This is a genomic window from Bradyrhizobium sp., from assembly GCF_019244115.1.
Classification (GTDB): domain Bacteria; phylum Pseudomonadota; class Alphaproteobacteria; order Rhizobiales; family Xanthobacteraceae; genus Bradyrhizobium.
In genome coordinates this window covers 1-4679 of the sequence record NZ_JAFATE010000329.1, presented here as the reverse complement: position 1 = coordinate 4679, position 4679 = coordinate 1, and the positions used below count along the sequence as shown (strand labels likewise).

Sequence of the window (4679 nt, the reverse complement as noted above, 5' to 3'; positions counted from 1 at the left end):
GCGCGGCTGACCGGTCAGACCGTGACCGGGCTCGGCCGCCGCGCCAAATATCTTTTGGCCGATCTTGGCTCCGGCGACGTATTGTTGATGCATCTGGGCATGTCCGGCTCGTTCCGCGTCCACAAGGCCGGCGCGAATGACACGCCGGGCCAGTTCCACCATCCCCGGGCCAAGGATGGCGCCCACGACCATGTGGTGTTTCACATGTCCTCGGGCGCCGACATCGTCTTCAACGACCCGCGTCGCTTCGGCTACATGAAGGTGATCGCCCGGGGCGCGCTCGACGACGAGCCGCTGCTTAGAGGGCTCGGGCCCGAGCCATTGGGCAATGAATTCGACGCCGCTCTGCTGGCGCGGTCCTGCGCCGGAAAGAAGACCAGCCTGAAGGCGGCGCTGCTCGATCAGCGCGTGGTGGCGGGGCTTGGCAACATCTATGTCTGCGAGGCGCTCTACGAGGCGCGACTGTCGCCGCGGCGCCTTGCTGCGACGCTGGCGACCAAAAAGAACGAGCCGACCGATCATGCGAAACGGCTGGTGGACGCGATCCATGACGTGCTCAATGCGGCGATCAAGGCCGGCGGCTCATCGCTGCGCGACCATCGCCAGACCTCGGGCGAACTCGGCTACTTTCAGCATTCCTTCAAGGTCTATGACCGCGAAGGCGAGCCTTGCGGAACGCCGGGCTGCGGCGGCGTGGTGCGGCGCTTCACCCAGAACGGCCGCTCGACCTTCTGGTGCCCGAAATGCCAGAAATAGTTTCCATATGGCGCATGGGACGCGGTTCGAATCTCCGCCGAAGCGTTCGGCGTTCCGTCGGCCGCACCTGACTGGGGAGCGCGCGCGCCCTTGTTGCACGTCGGATTGACGTGCCACGCGCTCCGTTCCATTGCCGTCTTGTGCGAAGCGGCATCGATGTTCCTCGAACGCGCACGTAGCCCCTGCGTGCAGCGTGGCGAAACCGACGAAGGAACGTTCGCACCGCCGTGGAATTATCTGGTCGCAGGGACGGTGAGTCGCCGATGTGGACTCCCTGCCGCGTAAACCGCGCGTTCATGTCCCGGAAGGGCATCGAAACGAAGAGCGGAATTTCAATCATGCGCGTGCCAATCGTCTCCGACGTCGCACAAAGAGCGGCGAACGACCGCGAAGTCGGGAAGGTGGGCACCAGGAGGAGGATGTCATGAACGGATTGATCTATCTCGTCGGCCTCATCGTCGTGATTATGGCCGTTCTGTCGCTATTCGGTCTGCGCTAGGGATTTTCGACATGGCCGTTGAAGAGATCACGCGTCCTGCAGTGGTCGCGCGTCCTGCCGAGGATGCGCTTTATTTGCAGTGGACGCCGGTCATCGCGGGCGCGCTTGGCGCCGCAGCCTTGTCCTTCATCCTTATCACTTTCGGCGTGACGATCGGGCTCGGTGTCAGCTCCACCTCGCCGACGTGGCGCGATGCGTCGGCCGCATTGGCGCTGCTGTCGGGTCTCTACCTGATCCTGCAGGCCGTCGCGAGTTTCGGGCTCGGCGGTTACATCGCCGGCCGGACGCGTCGGCCTTATGCGGCTGCCCGCACCGAGGACGTCGAAAGCCGCGATGGATTTCACGGGCTCGCGACATGGGCGCTTGCGGTCCTGCTCGGCGCGACGCTGGCCGCACTGGTCGGCGCGGCAGGTTTTGCTCGCCCCACGGCTTCCGAACCGAGGGCGAATGCGAGCAGCGCCGAACCGCTCCTGAGCTATGAGCTCGATCGGCTGTTTCGCTCGCCGCGGCGCGCCGCGAACGTCGACATCGGCGCCGAGCGCGCCGAGGCGGGACGGATCCTGATGACGTCGTCGAGCCACAGCGGCGTCAACGCCGACGATCGCGGCTATCTCGTCCAACAGGTGGCAGCCACCACCGGCCTGTCGCCGGCCGATGCGGACAAGCGGGTCAATACCGCAATCGAGGACTCCCGAACGGCAATCGCCAGGTCGCGCCGCAGCGCGGTGATTTTGGCATTCTCGCTGGCTGCGGCCACTCTGCTCGGGGCTGTCACGGCCTGGATGGCAGCCTGCGCCGGCGGCCGCCATCGCGACGGCGCGCCGCTCCCGGAATGGATGGAGCACGCCAACCGCTTCGAGCAGCGCAGGCAGACCATTCCGTCCTAACTGCCGCGTCGATGGCGCTTCATGGTAAGCGAGCGCACCGGCGGTTCACCTCTCCCCGCTTGCGGGGAGAGGTCGCGCGCTCTGGTGGCGGGTGAGGGGCTCTCCACTTGCTGCGCTCCTGAAGAATGAGCCCTTCAGCCCAGCCCTCTCCCCGTAAGAACGGAGAGGGGGCACACCTTCGATGGGGCGACGATTCTCGTCACGCTCTCGCTGGTTCCTTCTCCCCCGCGAAGCGCGCGCGTTGCGCCTCCGCCCATTCCGGCCCGAGCTTGCCGAACAGCAGGCCGGGAGGATCAATCCGACGTCCCGCGGGAATGCAAGTGAGATCGTTTGCCGAGGGAAACGCCGGGATCTCCTCGCGCTCGCCGATCGACGCCAGCGCCTTGTCGGCAGCGTTGGGAATGATCGCCCACGCCGCCCGCGCGCAAACGCCGATCAGGTTGACCGCGATGCGCAGCACGAGCCCAGCCTCGGCAGGATCGGACTTGATGAGCGTCCATGGCGCGCGAGAGACGAGGTAGAGATTCGCCGCTTTCCAGATCGCGCGGACCGCGTCGGCTGTCTTGCGCAGCGCCAGTGCCTCGTGCTGATCCCGGAGTTCGCGCGTCAATCCGGCGATCTCCTCCATCAGCCGCGCCTCCTCCGGACCGGGCGCGCCGCCATCCGCCACGACGCCGTCATAGCGCGACACGATGAAGCTGAGCACCCGCTGCACGAAATTGCCAAAAGTGTCGGCGAGATCATGGTCGACATCGGCTGCGAAGCGCGAAAATGAGAAGTCGCTGTCGGCACTCTCCGGCGCGTGCGCGGTCAGCCACCAGCGCCAGCGGTCGGCGGGCAGCAGGTCCAAAGCCTGGTCGAGAAAGACGCCGCGTCTGCCGCTGGTGGAGAATTTGCCGCCCTCATAGGTCAGCCAGTTCACGCCCTTGATGATGTCGACGCTCTTCCAGGGTTCGCGCGACCCAAGCAACGTGCAGGGAAAGCTGACGGCGTGGAACGGCACATTGTCCTTGCCGAGGAACTGCAGATAGCGCACATCGCTGGCCCCAAACCACCACCTTCGCCAGTCGCGCCGCGCGGAATCCGCATCCGCCCAGTCCTGGGTCGCGGCGATGTAGGCGATCGGCGCGTCGAACCAGACATAAAACACCTTTTTCTCAAAGCCCGGCTTCGGTACCGGCACGCCCCAGGCAAGATCGCGGGTGATGCAGCGGTCGCGGATGCCTTCGTCGAGCCATTTGCGCGCAATCGACCGCACCAGCGGCGGCCAGCCGGAGCGCGAGGACAGCCAGTCGCGCAGTTCGCCTTCGAGTGCCGATTGCCGCAGGAATAGATGGCGCGTCGGCCGCAGCTCCAGCCCGGTCGCACCCGAGCGCCGAGCGCGGTGAAAGCAGGTCCTGCGGATCGAGCGGCCGCGTGCAATCTTCGCACTGGTCGCCGCGTGCGCGGCCCGAGCCGCAATGCGGACAGGTTCCGATCACGTAGCGATCGGGCAGGAAGCGGCCGTCCGCAACGCTGAAGATCTGAAGCAGCGTGCGCTCCTCGATGAATCCGTGCTCTTCGAGTCGCGCGAGAAAATGCTGCGTCAGCGCGTGATTGCGCCGCGAGGAGGACCGGCCGAAATGGTCGAACGACAGATTGAGCCGCCGGTAGATGTCGGCCTGCGCCGCGTGCTGTCGCGCGCAGTAGGCGGCGACGTCGACATTGGCCTCGGCTGCGGCGAGCTCCGCCGGCGTGCCGTGCTCGTCGGTGGCGCAGATGTAGAGCGTGTCCGCGCCGGTCTGGCGACGGAAGCGGGCATGGATGTCGGCCGGCAGCAGCGAGCCCGCAAGGTTGCCGAGATGCTTGACGCCGTTGATGTAAGGCAGGGCACTGGTGATGAGATATCTGGTCATGACGCACTCCGTTCGATGATGAGCGCGGACCCGGAATCAAAAAACCCTCCGCAGGAAGGGAGGGTTTTGGGTCCGCTTCATCCGAACGGCGCGCGTGCGCCTTCAATCCCTCCAGCAAGTCTCCTGCGGGACGGGCATTCGCATCTCGAAGCGGGCGGCGGCGAAGGTCATGACGCTATTCCAACGTTGTCGGCGACAAGTCTAAGCTCAAGGCCGGCGACAAACAAGGGCGCGGATATCTCGGAGGGGGACGGATCGAGCCGCCCCGCGATCATGATCCGGTCGAGCTCAAAGGCACGCGTCCCAGGATGGATTGGTGTCGGCCCAGGTCGGCAGGCTTGACGGCGGCTGAATCGACTGCAGGCGCTCACGCAGCAGGATCGGGAACTCCGGTACGGCGACGATCTCCTCCTCGGCGGGCACGGCGCAGTTCAGCCTTGTCTCGACCCAGCGCCAGAGATCGCGCATCTCGTCGGCCGATTTGCCCGATGGTGCGAACTCGCTCACGGCGAGGCCGGCGGTGAGCGCGTCCTGGTGGTCGTTGCGCATCACGACGAAGGGCTGCGCGACGACGTCGAACAAGTCGTAACCGGCGTCGTCGCTCAGGGTGCTCGCGGCCGCGTCGATGCGCTGGCCGCGCAG

The 4679-nt window shown here is 66.0% G+C and carries 3 protein-coding genes and 2 pseudogenes; 2 read left to right on the top strand and 3 right to left on the bottom strand.

The features are described from left to right. Positions 1-756 (top strand): bifunctional DNA-formamidopyrimidine glycosylase/DNA-(apurinic or apyrimidinic site) lyase (gene mutM, locus JOZ76_RS14675; RefSeq protein ID WP_291699342.1); only part of this gene is annotated, 756 nt, incomplete at its 5' end. Between the two features lie 510 nt (positions 757-1266). Further along, positions 1267-2142 carry a hypothetical protein gene (locus JOZ76_RS14670; RefSeq protein ID WP_291699341.1) on the top strand — a complete coding sequence of 292 codons (876 nt, stop codon included), beginning with the start codon at positions 1267-1269 and terminating at the stop codon, positions 2140-2142. 199 nt (positions 2143-2341) lie between these two features. On the opposite strand, the gene JOZ76_RS14665 is transcribed toward JOZ76_RS14670, so the two are convergent. The 3 genes and pseudogenes from JOZ76_RS14665 to JOZ76_RS14655 all read right to left on the bottom strand — a co-directional run. Then, positions 2342-3442 carry a methionine--tRNA ligase gene (locus JOZ76_RS14665; RefSeq protein WP_291699343.1) on the bottom strand — a complete coding sequence of 367 codons (1101 nt, stop codon included), beginning with the start codon at positions 3440-3442 and terminating at the stop codon, positions 2342-2344. A 130-nt stretch (positions 3443-3572) separates the two neighbouring features. Next, a pseudogene (locus JOZ76_RS14660) lies at positions 3573-4037 on the bottom strand (class I tRNA ligase family protein); the annotation flags it as partial. Between the two features lie 288 nt (positions 4038-4325). Continuing rightward, positions 4326-4679 (bottom strand): annotated as a pseudogene (locus JOZ76_RS14655) (ParA family protein); the annotation flags it as partial.

What these genes read in the sequence shown, in the direction of transcription:
- JOZ76_RS14670 (WP_291699341.1), top strand. Translation starts at nt 1,267, where the DNA reads ATGGCCGTTGAAGAGATCACGCGTCCTGCAGTGGTCGCGCGTCCTGCC.